General features: G+C 32.6%; 11 protein-coding genes and 5 pseudogenes. 9 read left to right on the top strand and 7 right to left on the bottom strand.

Going from position 1 to position 21,418, the window contains the following annotated elements:
* The first annotated feature begins 10 nt into the window (after window positions 1-10).
* The 3 genes and pseudogenes from AC1RYN_RS00815 (at window position 11) to AC1RYN_RS00805 (ending at window position 1,496) form a co-directional block, all read left to right on the top strand.
* Window positions 11-319, top strand: a pseudogene (locus AC1RYN_RS00815) (DUF3467 domain-containing protein).
* A 215-nt stretch (window positions 320-534) separates the two neighbouring features.
* Entirely contained in the window at window positions 535-657 is a 123-nt protein-coding gene (locus AC1RYN_RS00810; RefSeq protein WP_481805448.1) for a hypothetical protein, read from the top strand.
* Complete coding sequence (locus AC1RYN_RS00805; protein ID WP_481805447.1) at window positions 657-1,496, top strand: alpha/beta fold hydrolase; 840 nt, start codon at window positions 657-659, stop codon at window positions 1,494-1,496. The genes AC1RYN_RS00810 and AC1RYN_RS00805 overlap by 1 nt, the downstream gene beginning before the upstream one ends.
* A 438-nt stretch (window positions 1,497-1,934) precedes the next feature.
* Here AC1RYN_RS00805 and AC1RYN_RS00800 read toward each other — a convergent pair.
* Window positions 1,935-3,526 (bottom strand): annotated as a pseudogene (locus tag AC1RYN_RS00800) (peptide chain release factor 3).
* 177 nt (window positions 3,527-3,703) lie between these two features.
* Window positions 3,704-5,137 carry an alpha-amylase gene (locus AC1RYN_RS00795; protein WP_481805446.1) on the bottom strand — a complete coding sequence of 478 codons (1,434 nt, stop codon included), beginning with the start codon at window positions 5,135-5,137 and terminating at the stop codon, window positions 3,704-3,706.
* 564 nt (window positions 5,138-5,701) lie between these two features.
* Between AC1RYN_RS00795 and AC1RYN_RS00790 the strand changes: the two are divergent.
* From AC1RYN_RS00790 to AC1RYN_RS00775, 4 genes and pseudogenes are all read left to right on the top strand, one after another.
* A pseudogene (locus AC1RYN_RS00790) lies at window positions 5,702-7,129 on the top strand (peptidylprolyl isomerase).
* A gap of 79 nt (window positions 7,130-7,208) precedes the next feature.
* Complete coding sequence (locus tag AC1RYN_RS00785) at window positions 7,209-8,162, top strand: AAA family ATPase (protein WP_481805445.1); 954 nt, start codon at window positions 7,209-7,211, stop codon at window positions 8,160-8,162.
* Between the two features lie 283 nt (window positions 8,163-8,445).
* A pseudogene (locus AC1RYN_RS00780) lies at window positions 8,446-11,217 on the top strand (bifunctional aconitate hydratase 2/2-methylisocitrate dehydratase).
* Window positions 11,218-11,346: 129 nt separating this feature from the next.
* A complete protein-coding gene (locus AC1RYN_RS00775) occupies window positions 11,347-13,611 on the top strand; it encodes an aconitate hydratase (protein ID WP_481805444.1) in 2,265 nt (754 codons plus the stop codon).
* A gap of 237 nt (window positions 13,612-13,848) precedes the next feature.
* On the opposite strand, the gene AC1RYN_RS00770 is transcribed toward AC1RYN_RS00775, so the two are convergent.
* Window positions 13,849-15,228, bottom strand: coding sequence for a Kelch repeat-containing protein (locus AC1RYN_RS00770; RefSeq protein ID WP_481805443.1), 1,380 nt, complete (start codon window positions 15,226-15,228; stop codon window positions 13,849-13,851).
* Window positions 15,229-15,472: 244 nt separating this feature from the next.
* Between AC1RYN_RS00770 and AC1RYN_RS00765 the strand changes: the two genes are divergently transcribed.
* Window positions 15,473-16,666 carry a C40 family peptidase gene (locus AC1RYN_RS00765; RefSeq protein ID WP_481805442.1) on the top strand — a complete coding sequence of 398 codons (1,194 nt, stop codon included), beginning with the start codon at window positions 15,473-15,475 and terminating at the stop codon, window positions 16,664-16,666.
* Window positions 16,667-16,726: 60 nt separating this feature from the next.
* On the opposite strand, the gene AC1RYN_RS00760 is transcribed toward AC1RYN_RS00765, so the two are convergent.
* The 4 genes from AC1RYN_RS00760 to AC1RYN_RS00745 form a co-directional block, all read right to left on the bottom strand.
* Window positions 16,727-17,083 (bottom strand): iron chaperone, encoded by a 357-nt coding sequence (locus tag AC1RYN_RS00760; RefSeq protein WP_481805441.1) that lies wholly within the window; start codon window positions 17,081-17,083, stop codon window positions 16,727-16,729.
* Window positions 17,084-17,146: 63 nt separating this feature from the next.
* Window positions 17,147-18,541, bottom strand: a complete 1,395-nt coding sequence (locus tag AC1RYN_RS00755) for a serine hydrolase (RefSeq protein WP_481805440.1) — start codon at window positions 18,539-18,541, stop codon at window positions 17,147-17,149.
* Window positions 18,542-18,701: 160 nt separating this feature from the next.
* Window positions 18,702-19,427 (bottom strand): glycosyltransferase family 9 protein, encoded by a 726-nt coding sequence (locus AC1RYN_RS00750; protein WP_481805439.1) that lies wholly within the window; start codon window positions 19,425-19,427, stop codon window positions 18,702-18,704.
* On the bottom strand, window positions 19,372-19,803 hold the full coding sequence (locus tag AC1RYN_RS00745; protein ID WP_481805438.1) for a glycosyltransferase family 9 protein: 432 nt from the start codon (window positions 19,801-19,803) through the stop codon (window positions 19,372-19,374). Before AC1RYN_RS00745 ends, AC1RYN_RS00750 begins: the two co-directional genes overlap by 56 nt.
* Before the next feature lie 485 nt (window positions 19,804-20,288).
* Here AC1RYN_RS00745 and AC1RYN_RS00740 point away from each other — a divergent pair.
* A pseudogene (locus AC1RYN_RS00740) lies at window positions 20,289-21,377 on the top strand (APC family permease); the annotation flags it as partial.
* Window positions 21,378-21,418: the final 41 nt, after the last annotated feature.

Genomic DNA, 21,418 nt, shown 5'->3' with positions numbered 1-21,418 from the left:
TTAGGAAACTATGAGTAATTCGAATCAACAACAAGAGCAAATTAATATAGAATTAGATGAGAAAATCGCTGAAGGAATTTATTCTAATTTAGCAATTATTAATCATTCTTCTTCAGAGTTTGTTTTAGATTTTGTAAGTATTATGCCAGGTATTCCTAAAGCCAAGGTAAAGTCAAGAATTGTCTTAACACCGCAACATGCTAAACGATTAAAAAGCAATTGGAGAAAATATTCATCGATTTGAAGTCGCTCATGGCGAAATCAAGGAAACTGAACAAGCACCATACCGCTTAACTTCGGTCCGGCAGGACAAGCATAAATTTTAAAAGCCCCAGAAATGGGGCTTTTTTTATGGAAAAAAGAGTAGTGAAATTCAAAAAAAATAGAGATTAAATCTGCAAACTTTTGGTCTCAAAATAGGATTCGTATAAAGAGTCTTGTTAAACATCGTTAATTATTTATTGACTACTGACAAAGGGCTGTCACTGCCCAAGTTTACATTTGTGTCATATTAATCTTTAAACAATTAAAAAAATGACAAACGTAACTGGTGCAAGTTTTAATCCAATCGAATTTCCAAGTCCTACTTTAATTTCTATCAATGGGATAGTACTCGAAGTATTTGAGGCAGGTCAACAAATTCTGATAAACGTATAGTGCTTTGCCACGGTTTTCCAGAGCATGCCTTTTCTTGGCGCTATCAGATTCCCGAACTAGTCAAAGCTGGCTATCATGTCATTGTTCCTAATCAGAGAGGTTATGGGAAATCATCTTGTCCAACCGAAGTAACAGCGTATGATATTGAACATTTAACAGGTGATCTGGTCGCTTTACTTGATTACTATGGATATAAAGACGCTGTTTTTATTGGTCATGATTGGGGTGCAAATGTTGTTTGGAATCTTGCATTATTGCATCCAGAACGAGTAAATAAAGTGATAAACTTGGCCTTACCTTATCAAGAGCGTGGAGAAAAACCTTGGATAGAGTTCATGGAAGAAGTATTTGGAGGAGACTTCTATTTTGTTCACTTTAATCGACAGCCAGGAGTAGCAGATGCTATAATGGATGAAAATATACCTCAGTTCCTTCGCAATATGTTTCGTAAGAACGTACCTCTTGTGTTGCCTGAACCAGGAATGTGGATGATTAATCTTGCAAGAACAAAAAAAGTACTCGGCGACCCCATAATGAATGAAGGTGAACTGGACGTTTTAATCTCTGCCTTTGAATCTTCAAAGTTTACAGGAAGTATAAATTGGTATAGAAACCTTGACCGAAACTGGCACTTATTAGCAAATGTAAACCCAATCATTCAACAACCCGCACTTATGATATATGGTAATCATGATATGATTCCTAAGTTTGAAAGATTATCAGAGTTTGTGCCTAATGTAGAAGAGGTTAGTTTAGATTGTGGTCATTGGATTCAACAAGAACTTCCAGATGAAACTAATCAAGTGATTTTAAAATGGCTAGAACAATATAATAACTAAACAAGAAATGGAGACATATTGTCTTGACGCTGCAATATGCTAAATGATTACTAAAAGCAATTGGAGAAAATATTCATCGATTTGAAGTTGCTCAGAGTAAAATCGAAAAAAGTGAATAAGCAACAATACTGCTTAACTTCGGTCCAGCAGGAGAAGCATAATTAAAATTTAAAAGCTCCAGAAATGGAGCTTTTTTTATACCTTAGAATTTGATGCTTTTATTTTTGAAGAATGAGGTTGTTTATGAATAAGATACATTTTATCCGATTTTAGACTCACTTTATCGACTTAATTTTATTTTTAGAATGTTTTTTTAGAATTTGCAACTTCCTAGAAATTGAATACTCACTCGAGGTTGTTTTTTTTGTTAATTCACATATTCAAAAAAAGCGTACTTTATAAAGTAGCGCTTTTTTTATATAACATTGAATCTTATAATTATTCAAATTCAGAAGTGAAAAATAATTTTACACTTGGATATTTATTTTGAGTCATTTGTATTGTAAAGTCTGAATCAGCTAAAAATACCAATTGACCATATTTATCTTTTGCTAAGAATTTTTGTTTGATACGTTTGAATTCTTTGAACTCATCATTTTTAGCATCATCAGGTTTAACCCAACAAGCTTTATGAACAGGGAAATTTTCATACGTACATTTCGCACCATATTCATGTTCCAAACGATATTGAATTACCTCATACTGAAGAGCTCCTACAGTTCCAATAACTTTACGGTTGTTCATTTCTAGAGTAAACAATTGCGCAACACCTTCATCCATTAATTGATCGATTCCTTTGTCTAATTGTTTAGCTTTCATTGGATCGGCATTATTAATGTATCTAAAGTGTTCAGGAGAGAAACTAGGAATTCCTTTAAGCCATTACTTCGCCTTCAGTTAATGTATCTCCAATTTTAAAGTTTCCTGTATCATGCAAACCAACAATATCACCAGGATATGAAATGTCTACACATTTTTTTCTTCTCAGCAAAAAAAGCATTTGGACTAGAAAATTTTAAATTCTTTTTCTGCGTACATGATAATACGGTTTATTTCTTTCGAAAGTACCAGAAACGATTTTATAAATGCTAAACGATCTCTATGTTTAGGATCCATATTGGCATGTATTTTAAATACAAAACCTGTCATTTTTTCCTCGGTAGGTTCAACTAAACGTGTTTCTGAATCTTTTGGTCTTGGAAAAATAAGGGGCGATTGTAACAAAACAATCTAATAATTCACGTACTCCAAAATTATTTAAAGCAGAACCAAAAAACAACAGGCTTGGATTTTCCGTCGTAAATAATCCTGACGATCAAATTTAGGATATACTTCATCAATTAATTCTAATTCTTCACGTAGTCTATCAGCAGGTTTTTGACCAATGATTTTTTCTAGCTCAGGATTTTGTACATCGGAAAAAGCAATGGTTTCTTCAATGTTTTTACGACTATCTCCACTAAATAAATTTATGTTTTGTTCCCAAAGGTTGTAGATTCCCTAAAGTCATATCCCATTCCGATTGGGAAACTTAATGGAGTTACAGTCAAACCTAATTTTTGCTCAACCTCATCCATCAAATCAAATGCATCTTTACCTTCACGATCTAATTTGTTTATAAAAACAATAATCGGAATTTTACGCATTCTACATACAGCAACTAATTTCTCCGTTTGTTCCTCAACCCCTTTAGCAACGTCAATTACTACAATTACACTATCTACAGCGGTTAAAGTTCTAAAAGTACCTCCGCAAAATCCTTGTGTCCAGGTGTATCAAGGATGTTGATTTTTTTATCTTTATAATTAAAGGCCAATACAGAGGTAGAAACCGAAATTCCTCTCTGACGCTCAATTTCCATGAAATCACTCGTAGCTCCTTTTTTTATTTTTATTGTTTTTTACTGCACCAGCCTCCTGAATAGCACCACCAAATAACAATAGTTTTTCAGTTAATGTTGTTTTACCAGCATCGGGATGCGAAATAATTCCAAATGTTCTCCTACGTTGTATTTCTTTTAAAAAGCTCATATTTAATATCAATAGTTTGCAAAAGTACTATTAATTACGGCTTGAAAAAAATAGTAGCTTCTTAATTTAAGTCTGTTTCGTTTAGAAGCTACGTTGTTATTATCTGGTTGCTTGAATAAAAAAAGAGGCTGATTTAAATAGTCAGCCTCAAAATTAAATGTATTTATTAGGTAATCATTAATTATTAATCGACCAAATGGTATAACCTTTTGGAGGACATTGAATTTTCACCCATTGATCAGCTTGAGTTGTAGGATACCAACTTGAGCTCCCTGTAAAATCTTTGATTTGAGTATTTGCCCAATTGGTTTGAATCCATCTTTCCTGCCATGATGTTGAATTGTTGATGTATACTACCAATCCAGGATTTCCGTTATATCCGTTTCTGCGGGCAATATATTCATCATTATCAGAGTATAAAATAGAAGTGGTTCCAGTGGCTTTGTTGTTATGAATCCAGATAAGGTTGTTTAATTTATTTTTATCAAGCCATTCTTCGTAGTCTCTATAAAAAATAGTTGGATATCCTTCATGAGTTAATATATAGGAGTAAGCCAATAATTTATTCGAAATTTCGTCAGTGTCATGATTGGTAACAAAAGTAACAGCTTTGTATGGGTTTCTTTTCCACATCATATCGTCATTTAATAGAGCAAGATTATTTCCATCAAAGGCGTCATTCATTTTATAATAACAAGCAAAATCAAAAACTGAACTATTAGCATTATTAGCCCAGTCATTTAATACGTTTACATTCGAATCCCATAATTCGCCAACAGAAAAGCCTCCTACATTTGCATTCCAGGCGTTTACAACCCACGCACCAAATCCTTTAACGTAATCAAATCTCCAACCATCAAATTTCATAGTATTTTTATAATATTTACCGATCCCATCAGCTCTAAGCCATAACCAATCCTGTACATGAGGATTTGCGTGGCATAAATCTGGGAAACCGCCAAAAGAACCTTCGTCATTATTACCATAACTATTTTTATAAAAGTCATTATAATTACGAGTGAATTTTCCTGAAGAAACTCCACTAAAGTTGGTCCAAGTATTGGTTCCTGTAAACGGATTTGCTTCCGATTGCCCGCCACTATTATGGTTAATTACAATATCAGCATAAACCTGCATGTTTTCAGCGTGAGCTTTGGTGATCAAACTTACAAGTTCTGTTTTAGATCCAAACCGAGTTTCTACAGATCCATTTTGATTATAATCTCCAAAATCAAAATAATCAGTTGGATCATAACCCATCGAAAAAGCGCCATTTTGTGCTTTTGATGCAGGTGGTAACCAAATGGAACCAATTCCAGCATTTGACCAATCTGTGATTTTAGTATTAATAGTATTCCACCAATTTCCACCAGAAGGAACATCCCAATAAAAAGCTTGCATCATTACTCCTCCACCAGGATTTACAACATATTTTCCTGTTGTAGAAGTTCCTGTATCGAACGGACGACCATCGTGATTGGTGACATTTATAACTTTAAATTTAGAATTCGCAGCTTCAATTTCCGAGTCAGTATTTTCGTTTGAGCTACAAGAATAAAAAAAAGCTGTTAGAGCACTAATTAAATAAAGCTTTACAATTTGTTTTTTCATAATTAAATGGATTTAGGTTAATTTTAGATTTGGTGATTTAAATTGTGATTAATTAAATAATAAATATAAAGTTTGATTTATTTGTATATTTTTGGGACAAATAACAATAATCACATATCGAATGTAGGTAAAACTTGCTTGTATAAGTATTTGAATATTTTAATTTCTAAGCGAAAACGTTATAGTGTTGAAAACTTTAAGTTATTTAGTTTAAAATGAGTTGCTTGTGAAGGGGTTTTGGTAGTGGTTAATCGAGATTAGAGTAGAAAAGAGTTTGAGAGATCTTATAAATTGTTCCAAATATTAGATGTGGTTAATTTTTAGATACGAGATTTTTTTTGATAGCATATAATTTTTTGTTAATAGTAATAAGTTAACTTGTATTATGTGATTGAATTGTTATTTTTGTTCGTTATAAGTTAATTAAGCAATGTTTGTTAGATTTGTAAAGATTTTTATTTCTGAACATTTAAAATATATATTGAAATACGCGGTTTACTATATTTGTAACCGGATAATGCTAAAAAAATAAAGCTACTTTACATTAAATTAAATTTTAAAATAATGCTATTAAAAAAATTACGAATAAAAACTATCAATTGTCAATTTGTATTAACAATATGTTTTTTGCTTCTTTTCAATCCGCTAACTAGAGCGCAAGAAATTATTAAAGATACAGTTGTTGCAAAACCAGTTGTAGTTAAAAAGTAATCAAAAACAAAAAATTGATGGTATTATCGCTACAGTAGGTGATTATATTATTTTAGATTCAGATATCGACAAAAGTTATTTAGAAATTAGTAGTCAGGGAGGTCTAAAAGATATTTCAAGATGTCAAATGCTTGGAAAACTCCTAGAAGATAAGTTATACGCTCATCAAGCCATTCAGGATAGTATTATTGTAAGTGATGCAGAAGTAAAAGGTATGATGGATGAACGATTGAATTATATGGTCCAGCAAATTGGAGATATAAACAAGGTAGTTCAGTATTATAAAAAGAATTCTGTTGAAGAGTTTAGAACCTATTTTGCAGATATCTTAAAAGAGCAAAAGTTAGCATCAGAGATGCAAAAGAAAATTATTGATGGAGTAGAGATTACTCCAGAAGAGGTTCGTAATTTCTTTAAGAAAATACCAGCAAATGAGTTGCCAACATTTGGTGCTGAGATGGAAGTAGCACAAATTGTTGTGGAGCCTAAAGTTTCTAAAGAAGACAAACAAAAAGTTATAGAGAGATTAAATAGCATTAAAAAAGATGTAGAAGATGGAGCTAGTTTTGCAACTAAAGCCGTTTTGTATTCACAAGATCCAAGCTTAGCTCAAATGGAGGATATTATAAAATGACTAGAAAGACACCTTTCGTAAAAGAATTTAAGGATGTTGCTTTTAGTCTTCAGGAAGGTGAAGTTTCGGCTCCTTTTGAAACTACTTTTGGATTCCATATCATAAAAATTGATAAGATTAAAGGGCAAGAGGTAGAGCTAAGACATATCTTAATTGCTCCAGTAGTTTCTGAAGATGCTTTAAAAGAGGCAAAAGAAAGAATTACTGCAATCAGAGAAAAAATAGTTGATAAGAAAGTTACTTTTGCCGAAGCAGCAAGAGCAGATTCAGATGAGAAAGAAACACGTGCAAACGGTGGAGCTTTAATTAATCCAAATACGCAGGATACGCGTTTTGAATTAACAAAAATGGATCCTACATTGTACACTCAGGTTTCTAATTTAAAAGATACTGATGTTTCACAGCCGATTTTGAATACAGATGATAAAGGTAAAAAAACATACAAGTTAGTTACAGTGACTAATAGAATTGAAGAGCATATTGCTGATTATGGTAAAGACTATATCAAGATTAAAGATTTAGCTTTAAAGGAAAAGCAAATCAATGCTATTGCAAAATGGTTTGATGAAAAAATAAAAGAAACTTATATTAAAATCATCGGAGAGTACAGAGATTGTACTTTTACTAATAATTGGTTGAAAAAATAATTTTTATAAAATAAATAAAAAGAGTTAGTTTTATGAATTCATAGAACTAGCTCTTTTTAATTTTAAATACATTCATAAGATGTCTGATGTAACTGCAATTCATAACTTAGTCCAAAAACGTAATGAATTAAAAACTGAAATCGCAAAAATAATTGTAGGTCAGGATGATGTTGTAGATCAAATTTTGATTTGCATTTTCTCTGGTGGACATGCTCTTTTAATAGGTGTTCCGGGATTAGCAAAAACATTATTAATAAATACATTGTCACAGGCTTTAGGGCTTGATTTTAAGAGAATCCAATTTACTCCGGATTTGATGCCATCAGATATTTTAGGAAGTGAAATTTTGGATGAAAACAGACGATTCAAGTTTATAAAAGGACCTGTTTTTTCGAATATTATTTTGGCAGATGAGATTAATAGAACACCGCCAAAAACACAAGCTGCTTTACTAGAAGCAATGCAGGAACGTTCGGTAACGATAGCTGGTGAAAACCATAAATTAGATTTACCTTACTTTGTATTAGCAACACAAAACCCTATTGAGCAAGAAGGAACTTATCCTTTGCCAGAAGCACAATTGGATCGTTTTATGTTTGCTATAAAATTAGAATATCCAAGCTTTGAAGAAGAAGTACAAGTTGTAAAACGTACTACTTCAGATAATACAAGCGTGATTAACCCATTGTTTACGGCTCAGGAAATTATAGATTTCCAACATTTAATACGTAGAATCCCAGTTGCAGATAATGTGATTGAGTATGCTGTAACTTTGGTTAGTAAAACCCGTCCAGATAATAGTTTGACAAATGATTTTGTTAAAAATTATTTAGATTGGGGAGCAGGACCAAGAGTTTCGCAAAATTTAATTTTGGCAGCCAAAGCACATGCTGCATTCAATGGAAAATTTTCACCAGATATAGAAGATGTAAAAGCGGTAGCAACTGGTATTTTGAGACATCGAATTATTAAAAATTATAAAGCCGATGCCGAAGGAATTACAGAAGAAATTAAATTGGAGAAGCTACTATAACGTTATAAAAGCTTATTTAGAAAGGTTCTTTGCTTAAAACATAGCAAAGAACCTTTTTCTTTATAATAAAGAATTTCGACTTTGTTAAAGAAAGGATTTTATATTATTAATAATTTAATATTTTGACGTTAAAATGCAATTTTGCTAAATTTACGCAATGTAAATCGTTATTTTTTAATAATAACTTTTGAAAAGGCGAGTTCTGTTATATTTTTTTTAATTCTCGGCTTTAATTTTTAAATTTGCGTACAAAAAAATAAGATACTTAGAAAAGACTTCGATTATGAATACTTATAACGATTACATTAAAGAGATTGCAGAACGAAAAGACCTAGGACTTCACCCGAAGCCAATAGATGGTGCTGAGTTGTTAAGCGTGATTATTGCTCAAATTAAAGATTTAGATAACGAATATCGAGAAGAATCGATTGAACACTTTATTTATAACACTATACCAGGAACTACAAGTGCTGCAGGTGTTAAAGCTAAGTTTTTAAAAGAGATCATTTCTTGGTGAATCTGAAGTGAAAGAAATAACACCAGCTTTTGCATTTGAGTTATTATCACACATGAAGGGTGGACCTTCTATTGAAGTGTTGTTAGATTTAGCTTTAGGTAATGATGCTGCTGTTGCAAAAGAAGCAGGAAATGTTCTTAAAACACAAGTTTACCTTTACGAGGCAGACACAGATCGTTTAAAAGAAGCATTTAAAAATGGTAATCCAATTGCTATAGAAATTATTAAAAGCTATGCGCAGGCAGAGTTTTTTACAAAATTACCAGAAGTAGTTGAAGAAATTAAAGTAGTTACTTTTATTGCAGGTGAAGGTGATATTTCTACGGATTTATTATCTCCAGGTAATCAGGCTCACTCACGTTCTGATCGTGAACTTCATGGGCAGTGTATGATTACGCCTAAAGCACAAGAAGAAATTAAGGCATTACAAGCACAGCATCCAGATAAAAGTGTGATGTTAATAGCAGAAAAAGGGACAATGGGAGTTGGTTCTTCTAGAATGTCAGGTGTAAACAACGTGGCGCTTTGGACAGGAAAACAAGCAAGTCCATATATTCCATTCGTTAATATAGCTCCAATCGTTGGGGGAACAAACGGTATTTCTCCGATTTTCTTAACAACTGTGGATGTTACGGGTGGTATTGGTTTAGATCTTAAAAACTGGGTTAAAAAGCTTGATGCAGATGGAAATGTTATTCGTAATGAGAATAATGAGCCAATTTTGGAAGAAGCATATTCAGTTGCTACAGGTACAGTGCTTACTATAAACACTAAGACAAAAAAACTTTATAACGGAGACAAAGAATTAATTGATATTCTAAGGCTTTTACGCCTCAGAAAATGGAATTTATAAAAGCAGGAGGATCATATGCAATTGTATTTGGTAAAAAACTTCAGACATTAGCAGCTAAAATTTTAGAAATTGAGGCCCCTCTTGTATTTGCTCCATCAAAAGAGATTTCTCTTGAGGGACAAGGTCTTACAGCAGTAGAAAAAATCTTCAACAAAAACGCTGTTGGTATAGCTCCAGGTAAAGTATTACATGCTGGTTCAGATGTTCGTGTAGAAGTTAATATCGTAGGGTCTCAAGATACGACAGGACTTATGACTGCTCAGGAATTAGAGTCTATGGCCGCTACAGTAATTTCGCCAATTGTTGATGGTGCTTACCAATCAGGTTGTCACACCGCTTCAGTTTGGGATAAAAAAGCTCAGGCAAATATTCCAAAATTGATGAAATTTATGAACGATTTCGGTTTAATCACAGCACGTGACCCGAAAGGAGTTTATCATGCAATGACAGATGTAATTCACAAAGTTTTAAATGATATTACAATAGACGAGTGGGCTATCATTATTGGTGGTGACTCTCATACAAGAATGTCAAAAGGTGTTGCTTTTGGAGCAGACTCAGGGACAGTAGCGCTTGCACTTGCTACAGGAGAGGCTTCAATGCCAATTCCTGAATCTGTGAAAGTGACGTTTAAGGGAGAGATGAAAGATTATATGGACTTCCGTGATGTAGTTCATTCAACACAAGCTCAAATGCTTAAAAAGTTTGGTGGAGAGAACGTATTCCAAGGTAGAATTATCGAGGTTCATCTAGGAATCTTACTCGCTGACCATGGCATTTACGTTTACAGACTGGACTGCAGAGATGAAAGCAAAAGCTTCTATCTGTATTTCTGAAGATGATACTTTAATTGAATCTCTTGAGATTGCAAAAAGTAGAATCAAGATTATGATCAATAAAGGAATGGACAATGAAAAACAATATTTTTCAGGGATTGATTAATAAGGCAGATAAGAGAATTGCAGAGATTAAATCGGCAGAAAAGCCAGCTTTAACTCCAGATGCAAATGCTAAATATTATGCTGAAGTTGTTGTAGATCTTGATCAGATTATAGAGCCTATGATTGCAGATCCAGACGTGAATAATGCTGATGTTTCTAAAAGATAGGACCACGATACAATCAGACCATTGTCTTTTTATGGAGGAGAAAAGTAACTTGGATTTATTGGTTCTTGGATGGTTCACACAGGGTGATATGAAGATTCTTGCTCAAATGCTTAAAAATATAGAAAACAGACACAGTAAGGTTCGTAGTTTAAAAGGCGCCACTTGTTGTTGCGCCACCTACATATAATATTGTAGATGAACTTAAGGCTGAAGGAGACTGGGAAGTTTTACAGAAATACTCAGGTTTCGAATTCAACGATAGTGCTCCTAAAGGTGCAGCACGTACTGAATATGAGAATATGTTGTATTTAGAGCGTCCAGGATGTAATCTTTGTATGGGTAACCAGGAAAAGCAGCAAAAGGAGATACTGTAATGGCAACATCTACTCGTCTTTTCCAAGGTAGAGTAGTAGAAGATACTGAGGGTAAAAAGGGAGAGTCATTACTTTCTTCTACGCCAGTTGTGGTGTTGTCTACAATTTTAGGTAGAACTCCTACACTAGATGAATATACAGCAGCTGTAGAAGGTATTAGTCTGACTAGGTTTGCTCCTTCTCATAAACTGTTAGTGATGTAATTTACGATAAGTTATAATGATTATATATAAAAGGCCTGAGTGATAAACTCAGGCTTTTTCTTTTACAGCTATTCTATTTTTTGTAACTTGTCATGTTCAAAAAAGAATAAAAAATAAAACAAGTATATTATGGCATTTGATATTGAAATGATTAAAAAAGTGTATGACAACATGCCAAGTCGTGTTGATAAAGCACGCGAAATTGTTGGTCGTCCACTTACTTTAACGGAGAAAATTTTGTACAATCACCTTTGGGATGGAACCCCAACCAAGGCGTTTGGAAGAGGAGTTGATTATGTTGATTTTGCACCCGATCGCGTTGCATGTCAAGATGCAACTGCACAAATGGCATTATTGCAATTTATGCATGCAGGTAAATCAAAAGTAGCAGTTCCTACAACAGTACATTGTGATCACTTAATTCAAGCTAAAGTAGATGCTGTAACCGATTTGGCTAGAGCAAAAACACAAAGTAATGAAGTGTTTGATTTTCTTTCATCAGTTTCTAATAAATACGGAATTGGTTTCTGGAAGCCAGGAGCAGGAATTATTCACCAAGTAGTACTTGAAAATTATGCTTTTCCAGGAGGAATGATGATTGGTACCGATTCACATACTGTAAATGCAGGAGGATTAGGAATGGTAGCTATTGGTGTTGGTGGAGCCGATGCGGTAGATGTTATGTCAGGAATGGCATGGGAATTAAAATTCCCTAAATTAATTGGAGTAAAATTAACTGGTAAATTATCAGGATGGACAGCTCCTAAAGATGTTATCCTTAAAGTTGCTGGAATTCTTACTGTAAAAGGTGGGACAGGTGCAATTGTTGAATATTTTGGAGAAGGTGCTACTTCTATGTCATGTACAGGAAAAGGTACTATTTGTAACATGGGGGCTGAGATTGGAGCAACGACTTCAACTTTTGGATACGATGATTCTATGAGTCGTTACCTGCGTTCTACAAACAGAGCTGATGTGGCAGATGCTGCAGATAAAATAGCTCCTTACTTAACAGGAGATCCAGAAGTATATGCAAATCCAGAGCAATATTTTGATCAGGTTATCGAAATTAACTTAACTGAATTAGAGCCACATTTAAACGGTCCTTTTACGCCAGATTTAGCTACTCCAATTTCTAAAATGAAAGAAGCAGCAATCAAAAATAATTGGCCATTAAAGATTGAAGTTGGTTTAATTGGTTCATGTACCAATTCATCTTACGAAGATATTGCTCGTGCAGCATCTTTGGCAAGACAAGTTTCGGCTAAAAAATTAAAAACAAAATCACAGTTCACAATTACTCCAGGTTCTGAGGTAGTTCGTTACACAATCGAACGTGATGGTTTTATCGATACATTCCATAAAATTGGAGCGACTGTTTTTGCTAACGCTTGCGGGCCATGTATTGGTATGTGGGATAGAGAAGGAGCAGAGAAAGAAGAAAGAAATACAATCGTTCATTCATTTAACCGTAACTTTTCAAAACGTGCGGATGGAAACCCTAATACACTAGCTTTCGTAGGTTCGCCAGAATTGGTGACTGCAATGGCTATTGCGGGAGACTTAAGTTTTAATCCATTAACAGATACATTAATCAACGAAGATGGAGAAGAAGTAATGTTAGATGAGCCTACAGGAGACGAATTGCCTCCAAAAGGATTTGATGTTAAAGATCCAGGATTTCAGGTTCCAGCTGAAGACGGTTCAGGAGTTCAGGTAGCTGTAAGTCCAACATCTGAGCGTTTGCAATTATTAGCTCCATTTGATGCTTGGGATGGTAAAAATATTACGGGTGCAAAATTATTGATTAAAGCATTCGGGAAATGTACAACAGATCATATTTCTATGGCAGGACCATGGTTGCGTTTCCGTGGGCATTTAGATAATATTTCAAACAATATGTTGATTGGTGCAGTAAATGCATTCAATCAAAAAACAAATTCAGTTAAAAATCAATTAACCGGAACGTATGACGCCGTTCCTGCAGTCGCTCGTGCATACAAAGCAGCTGGAGTTCCATCTATTGTTGTGGGAGATCATAACTACGGAGAAGGATCTTCACGTGAGCATGCGGCAATGGAGCCACGTTTCTTAGGAGTTAAAGCGGTATTGGTAAAATCTTTTGCTCGTATCCACGAAACAAACCTTAAAAAACAAGGGCTTTTAGGATTGACATTTGCGAACGAAGTAGATTATGATAAAATCCAAGAAGACGATACAATCAATTTCGTTGATTTAGTAGATTTTGCTCCAGGAAAACCATTAACATTGGAATTTGTTCATGCTGATGGAACTAAAGATATAATCTTAGCAAACCATACGTATAATGCAGGACAAATTGGCTGGTTTGTAGCTGGTTCAGCATTAAATTTAATTGCGGCTGGAAAAGCGTAATTAAAGCTTTAAATTATATTAAAAACTCTCAGGGCAACTTGAGAGTTTTTTTTATTAAGAGCTAGATCCAGCTATCCGCTTTATCTTTTCTTTTTTAAAGGAAAAAAGAAAAGGATGCCACTTTTATCTGGGCTAGAGATCCTATTTAAAAAAGAAATTTAGTATAAAGAGCTCCTAAGAGTTTTTTTAGCTGTCAGGTATTCTAATTTCACACATTATAACTCTGACATTATAAAACTAACCCTGTATTTTTGCCAGAGTTGTTTCTTGAGATAAGTTTTTAATCTTATTCGGATTTGTTAATTTAAATTCATTTAAATCTATACTAAAAACTTTTGCAGAAGGTATTTTAGAGTAACTATTGTCAATACGTCCGCCCAAAATATATAATTTATTATCGTTATAATACATGGCTGAAAATTTCAAAGGAAGGTTGATTTCGTATTCTTTTAATTGCTTTAATTTTAGATTGTAAGTATACATTTTTTCATCCTCAAAAAAATAAATAATATCATCATTATAAGTAATAGCAGGTCTTTCTAATCCTGAGAATAGTTCCCCCTCAGTTTGCCATTTTTCTGATACTAAATCAAAGGTTTCTATTTTAGATATTGGTTTTCCGTTGTTTCCGCCAATAAGGTAAATTGTATCGCCTATCAGTATTCCGGTAGTTTCTTCTGCAGTTGGCATGCTCGTAAGTTCATACCAGTATCCGGAAGTAATATTATACAAATGCACTTTATTTGTAAAATCTTTTACGCCACTTTCAGTTGCTTTTATAGAACCTCCCATTACAACAATATTATCCTTATAAGTAAAAGAAGCAAAATCAGCAGCCTGATGTGGATTTGTTTTGTCGACTTTAATGCTACGTTTTTTAAGGTCTAAAACTTCAATTTGATCTTGTAGATATTCCCAACTACTTACTTTATTTACGAACATTTTTTTTCCTCCCAAAATATAAATCAAATTGTTATAAAAATGAATGTTATGATACGCTCTAACCTGTAGTTTTAAATCTGGAAATTCCCAAGAGTTGGTTTTGATATCGTAAATAGAAAGATACTTCTTATAATGTCGTTTTGCTGCTCCGGTACCTTCATTTAAAAAATCCTGCAAACTAGGATTAGCTATTTTTGCCCGCACTTTAGCCATGTGATCGATTTCAGGATAAGTGTCACCACCACTAATATAAATTTTATTGTCTTTTAAAAAAGATCCAAATGAATATACAGGATGTTTTAAAGATGTTATTTCTGTAAAAGCAAGTTTTGTTTTTAATTTAGGATTGGTGGCAATTGTAACACCTAATAAATTTTGTACCTCTTCTTCAAGAAAAACTTTATAATTATTCTTTATCAGGTAGCTTAAAGAAACTTTTTTAGTGATGTAGCCAATATGAGAAAATTCTAATGTCTCATCGTTTTTAAATTCAGGAAGAAGATTCAAAGAGAATTTACCGTTTTCATCGGTTATAGTTCCAACTTTACTAGACAATGCAAATACATTAGTATTTTCAACTGAAATATTATCTTTTTGAGAAATGACAATTCCTTTTATACTTTGAGCAATTAATATTGCAGGAAAGAGTACGGAAATTAAAATTAGCTTTTTCAAGAATGTTATTTTTAGTCGGTTATTCCTTGTTTAAAAGTAGTACTATTTTTTAGTAAAAAATAATTAAATTAATATAGAACGATTATGTTTTATGCGGAATTTGTTAATTTGAATATAAAGAGTTGTTAAAAATTAGTGATTTTTAGTTTAATAAGTTAAATTAGCTTTTTAAGTAATTTAGATTGTTGTTTTTTGATTTTTTAAAATGAATTAAATAGAATCTGCGAATGTAATTTGAATAAGAATGAAAAGTTTTGTACTAGTATTAGCATTGTTTTTTTTTAGTTTTGGTGTTTTTTCACAAGAAAAATATATCAAGCACAAAATTTCTAAAGGAGAAAATGTTAGTGTAATAGCAAAAAAATACAATGTAAAAGTTAAAGATATTCTTGATTTAAATCCTAAAGCAAGTAAGTTATTGAAACTAAATTCAATCTTGCTAATTCCAAGTTCACAAAAAACGATTGCTAATAAAACAAAAAAGACCAAAGAAGTAATTGCAAGTAATGTAACAAATAGTCTTCAAGAAACTACTACACATGAAATTTTAGCAAAAGAAACATTGTATGGAATTTCAAAGCAATACCAACTTACAGTTGAAGATCTTAAAAAAGCCAATCCAAAATTAGAAAGCGAAGGACTTAAAATAGGGCAGCAAATTATAATTCCAGGAAATGCTAAGCCAATTATAAAAGCCAATTCTCAAGAAGAAATAGCTTCATTAGAGAATGTATCAATTACTACAACTCAGCCAGAGATAATTGAAAAAACGGCAGAAGCTGAAATTGTACGGAAGGTTTTGCCTAAAGAAACTAAATATGCAATTGCTAAACAATACGGACTTACAGTTGCTGAATTAGAAAAACAAAATCCATTTATAAAAAAGAGATTACCAGTAGGTTCAGTTTTAAAAATTCATCCTTCAGGAACTTACGTTGAGAATAATGTACAAGAAGAAGCTAAAACTTCAATTGATAATACCGCTACTGCAGTAGCAACAGTAGTTGTAAAAGATACTGCTACAACAACTGAAGGAAGATTTACTCATAACTCAGACTTATTAAACCAACTGGTTTTAAATGCAACCGAAAATGTAGGAGTTCGTTATCGCTCAGGTGGTACAACTAGATCAGGTTTTGATTGTTCGGGTTTAATGGTTACAACATTTGGTAGTTTTGATATCAAATTGCCTAGAAGTTCAATTGAACAATCTCGTATTGGAGTTAAAATTGCTTCAGAAGAGGCAAAAAAAGGAGATCTAATCTTCTTTAAAACAAATGGAAGACGCCAGATAAATCATGTTGGAATGGTAATAGAAGCTAACGATGGTGAAATTAAATTCATTCATTCCTCAGTTCATCGTGGTGTTATTGTGTCCTCGACAAAAGAGGCATATTACGAAAGAAACTTTACACAAGTTAATCGCGTTTTACAATAAGTATCTCTGAAATATATTTGAGCTTATTTTAAAAAATATTCAGTTAAAAAATCTACTTTTTTATTTTTCTAAATTTTCTGTAACCCGAAAGTTTACAATCTTAGTTATTAAATCCAAAGGGATAGGTTTGTCTAAAGGGAATTGAATTGAGCCTTTTCCTGATTTATAGGCAGATAGTTCTTCCTGAAAAGCTTCGTTGCCTGAGGGCATTGCATAAAAACCGATATGATTCTTGAAAGCTGCAAAGTGAACTAAGTTTCCATTAAGAGTAAAGGTAGGAATAGCATAGCTAATTTTTTCTTTGGCATTGGGAGCAGCTTTTTTTATTGTTTGACGGACTTGTTCTAATATTTCCTGAGTCTCAGATGGAAAAGCAGCAATATATTCATCAATATTTTTGGGTTTTGAAGTTGTCATAGCTTTTAATTTTATAAAACAAAACCGTAATTGTACCCAATTACGGTTGTTCCAATGAGTTTATTATTTAGATATTTCTTCTAATACTTTTTTTGCATTTTCATTTTTTGGATTAAATTGTAATGATTTTTTATAGTTTATAATAGCAAGTTTTTTATCTCCGTCTTTTAAATAGGCTTCACCTAAGCTATCATATACATTTGCAGATTTAGGAAAAGTATCAGCATTTATTTTAAAAATAACGATAGCCTCTTTGGTTTTTCCTGACTGTAATAATTGATATCCAGCGTTGTTCATTTCATTTTCCTTAATAGTATATTCATCAGATTTGTTGAGCTCTTTTAGTTTTGCTAAGCCAGCTTCTAGTCCTCGGGATTTAATAACATCTAAAAAAGCATATGCGCTAGATCTCTTAGGCATGTCATATAAAATGGCTCTTATTGCCCGACACATCTCATTGAGATTTGCTCCACCAGTATTATTTAATAAAACTATCAAATCTTTAGATGAAGGAATTCGGGTGATTAATGTGTTGAAACCATTTATGCCTCCACCGTGTTCGACAATTTGTACTTTTTCGTCTGATTTTCCAATGTTGACATCTTCAATAGACCAGCCGTATCCATAATAAGATGGTGGTCCAGCAGGAATATATTTACCAAATAATAAATCTCTGTATTTAGCCGATATTAGTTTTTCAGAATAAAGAGCCTGATCCCATAAGTATAAATCTTCTACAGTCGAATATAGAGAACCAGCAGCGTAAGGAAGAGACATATCTATATAACGTGAGTTTACATAAATTTTTCCGTTTCTTTCATATCCAGTAGCTCTATTTTCTAAAATGACATTATGGTGGTCGTATCCTGAATTAATCATCTTAAGTGGAGTGAAAATGTTTTCTTGTAGGTATTGCTCATAAGTTTTTCCGGTGACTTTTTCTATGATGTAACCCAATACAAAATAACCAGAGTTGCTATAAGTAAATTTTTCTCCTGGTTTGAATTGAAGTGGTAAATCGGCAAATGTTTTTATAAAAACTTCTGGTGTATATGGATTTCGGCTAATATCTGGAAAAAAATTAGGAAATGAAGTGTAATTAGGTATTCCTGCTGTGTGTGTTAGTAATTGATGAATAGTTATTTTGTCGCCATTAGTTTTAGAGTAGTCAGGAAGATAAGTAGATATTGGAACATCTAGTTTAAGTTTTCCTTGTTCCGCTAGTTGGAGTATTGATAGTGCTGTAAATTGTTTAGTAATAGAACCTAATCTGAATTTTGTATTAGGTTGGTTGGGGATTTTCCATTCCATATTGGCTAATCCAAAACCTTTTTTATAAATAATCTGACCATTTTCTGTTACAAGGGCAGTTCCTGTAAACTGATCGTATTTTGAATATAAGCTTAGTAGTTCATTTATTTTGTCGGCCTTAGTCTGTGCAATACTTGTGTTTGCCAAAATTAATTGAAAAAGAACGCTAAAAACAAGCACTTTAAATAAAGAGTGATTTGAATTTTTTTTTTCACTATGATTGATGATTTTTGGTTGCTATATTTTAAGTATATATTAGTAATAGACGATTAAAATTTAATATAGTTACTAAAAATCATAATTTTATTTAATATAAAGCTATAATTGTTGATGTAGTGGTAACTCGAAGTGATAAGTTGTGACTAATCATGTATGCAATGATTTTGATAGATTGTAAAATAGAAGTTTTATTAGTATTTATGGCAATACTATTATTGTAGTAGGGTTCATATTTTTTTTGTTCGCTAATAGAAAATAACCCAATTGTAGGTGTTTGTACGGAACTAGCTAAATGCATGATTCCGCAATCGGCACCAATAAAAACTTCGGTGTTTGCAATTAATGCTCCGATTTCGCGTATATCTTTACTGTAAAAATGAGGAGCTTTAAAGTTAATTTGTGAGACATTTTCAATTGGTAAAATTTCGATAATATTATAATTAGGGTATTTGATTTTTAATTTTTTATAAAATTTTCCCCACCATAATTTCGAATGACATTTGTCACCAGTTGCATAGGTATATATACAGAGTGTTTTTTTATCGTTATTAACTAAATTGTTTAATGTTTCTTTTCCTTTGATAATTTCCGAATTGTTTAATTTGAGATTTAGTGCGCCAATTGGAATATTGTTGGGAGTAATGTTAATTGCGTTTAAATAGCTCCTGAAATTATATATTGGGTATTTTGCAATATGCTCATAATCGTCATATTTTAATTGAATGTCTTCGGTAGCAGGATCACCAAAGAATTTTAATTTAGAATTTGAAAAACTTGATTGAAAGTCTTCCAGATGAAGAATTTTTATCGACATTAATTGCAATGTCGTATTGTTTTTTTCGGATAGATATCCAAACTTTAATATATTGGACTAAATTTTTAAAAGGTTTTTTAGGTAATTGGATTATTTTATCGACATTATCATAATTTTTGAATAATATAGGAGCTAAGTTTCCTTTCACAAATAAATCTATTTTGCATTCAGGAAACGTATTCATAACTTCTTCTAGTAGTGGAGTAATTAATAAAAGGTTTCCTAATCTGGCATTTGGTCTGGAAATTAGCACTCTTTTAATTTCGGTTTTAGAGATTGAGTCACCTTTCTTATTGAGTTCTGAGTTACCAATATTTTTGGTTAAACGATGCATTAAATTACGCCTTACTATGTTTATGCTTTTTAATATTTTCATAGTGCAAAGGTTATTTGTTAGACTCGTTTTTATTAAAAGAATAAATGATTAACTCAAAAATTAGCAGCGACAAACAATAAACGAATAAGACTCTTTTTTATAATTAGTATTATAAAATGACTCAATTAGTTATTTTGTAAGGCGCCTAATGTAAAGTTAATTTGTTCATTTATAGGAAGATTACATAATTTTGTCTTTTTCTTATATGATTAAACGAAATTATTTTTTCAAAAATAATTATTGGTAAAGTATTGGTTATATTGTGATTAAGTTTTTGGATGCTAAAAAGGGATAATTGAGGAGTGGTTATTTATTGATTTTTTATTGTGTATTGTAAATAAAAACAGCTCAGGCCTTGCTCTGTTTGGTGATGTTGTTAAAAAGAATGATTAGGACTATGGTATAAGCTCAAAAATCAATGATGTAAAAATTAAGGTTTCCAAAAAAAATTATATTACTTTTTAGCTAACCAAAAACCAAAATATATGCAAGAAAACAAACCAGAAGATTTTAAAAGAGAGCTCGGATTATTAGATGGAACTATGCTTGTAGTTGGGTCTATGATAGGTTCGGGAATATTTATTGTGAGTGCCGATATTGCTCGACAAGTGGGTTCTGCTGGTTGGGCTAACAATGATTTGGCTGATTTCGGGATTAATTACAGTTATTGCGGCAGTGAGTTATGGAGAATTAAGTGCTATGTTTCCAAAAGCAGGTGGGCAGTATGTTTACTTAAAAGAGGCTTATAACAAATTAATAGCTTTTTTGTACGGATGGAGTTTTTTTGCAGTTATTCAGACTGGTACAATTGTACTGTAGGTGTCGCTTTTGCGAAATTTGCCGCTTATCTTTATGAGCCATTTAGCGATGAGAATATACTTTTTGAGGCAGAGGTGCTTTTCATTTAAATGCAGCTCAATTGGTTTCTATTGTTACGATTGTTTTCTTAACATATATTAATAGTCGTGAAGTTAAAAACAGTAAAATATTGCAGACAGTTTTAACGATTATTAGGAATTCTATCACTTTTAGGATTAATTGTTTTTGGATTAACACTAGGTGCGAAAGCTTCTATTTGGGATGCGAATTGGGCAGATGCCTGGTCTACACGAGCTTTTGATGCGGATACTAAATCTTGGCTTCCAATTGGAGGAACAGCATTGATTACGGGGATTTCAGCTGCTATGGTTGGGTCTTTGTTCTCTAGTGATGCCTGGAATGGAGTGACTTTTATTGCGGGTGAAATTAAAAATCCAAAACGGAATGTGGGTTTTAGTTTGTTTTTAGGAACTTTTATAGTCACGATTATCTATGTTTTGACAAACTTAATGTACTTGGCTGTTATTCCTTTGGATGAGATTGCTACTGCAAAATCGGATAGAGTTGCAGTTGTGGCATCACGATATATTTTTGGAAATATTGGAACATTAATCATTGCAATTATGATTATGATTTCGACTTTTGCTTGTAATAATGGTCTAATAATGGCTGGTGCCAGAGTGTATTATACAATGGCTAAGGATGGTTTGTTTTTTAAGAAAGCAGCTGTTTTAAATGAGTCTAGTGTTCCTGCTTAGGTGCTGCCTCCCTAACAACAGGAGCATGTATTAACCTT

This window comes from Flavobacterium sp. TC780 (genome assembly GCF_056783245.1).
This window is presented reverse-complemented; position numbering and strand designations above follow the sequence as displayed.